Annotated in this window: 1 protein-coding gene; it reads right to left on the reverse strand. The window is 48.1% G+C overall.

Features of this window, described 5'->3' with window-relative positions; all coding sequences use genetic code 11:
• Window positions 1–66 precede the first annotated feature (66 nt).
• Window positions 67–270 (reverse strand): fimbria major subunit (locus H6A07_RS09780; RefSeq protein WP_204814730.1); only part of this gene is annotated, 204 nt, incomplete at its 5' end.

Consider the following 270-nt stretch of genomic DNA (forward strand, 5'->3'; position numbering starts at 1 on the left):
AGTGCCAGCAGGGCGTATCTCAAAAAGTGTGCGTATGTTTTCATAAAAAGTCTTTTTATCGGTTCATCACATCGGCAAGGTTTCAGGGTCAAGTCCCTCCCAGTCTTTCACATAAACGTTGGCTCTCAGCTCTTCATCGCCGGGTATGTCGCCACCGAGCGAATAAACGCCGGTCACGTTCACCTTATATATATTGTTGCGCACGATGGCGTATTCCATCACGCCGTTGGTTGTATCATCATTGTTGTTACTGTGGCGCAGCCACCAAAC

The organism is Olsenella uli (genome assembly GCF_016899935.1).
Lineage (GTDB): Bacteria > Actinomycetota > Coriobacteriia > Coriobacteriales > Atopobiaceae > Thermophilibacter > Thermophilibacter uli_B.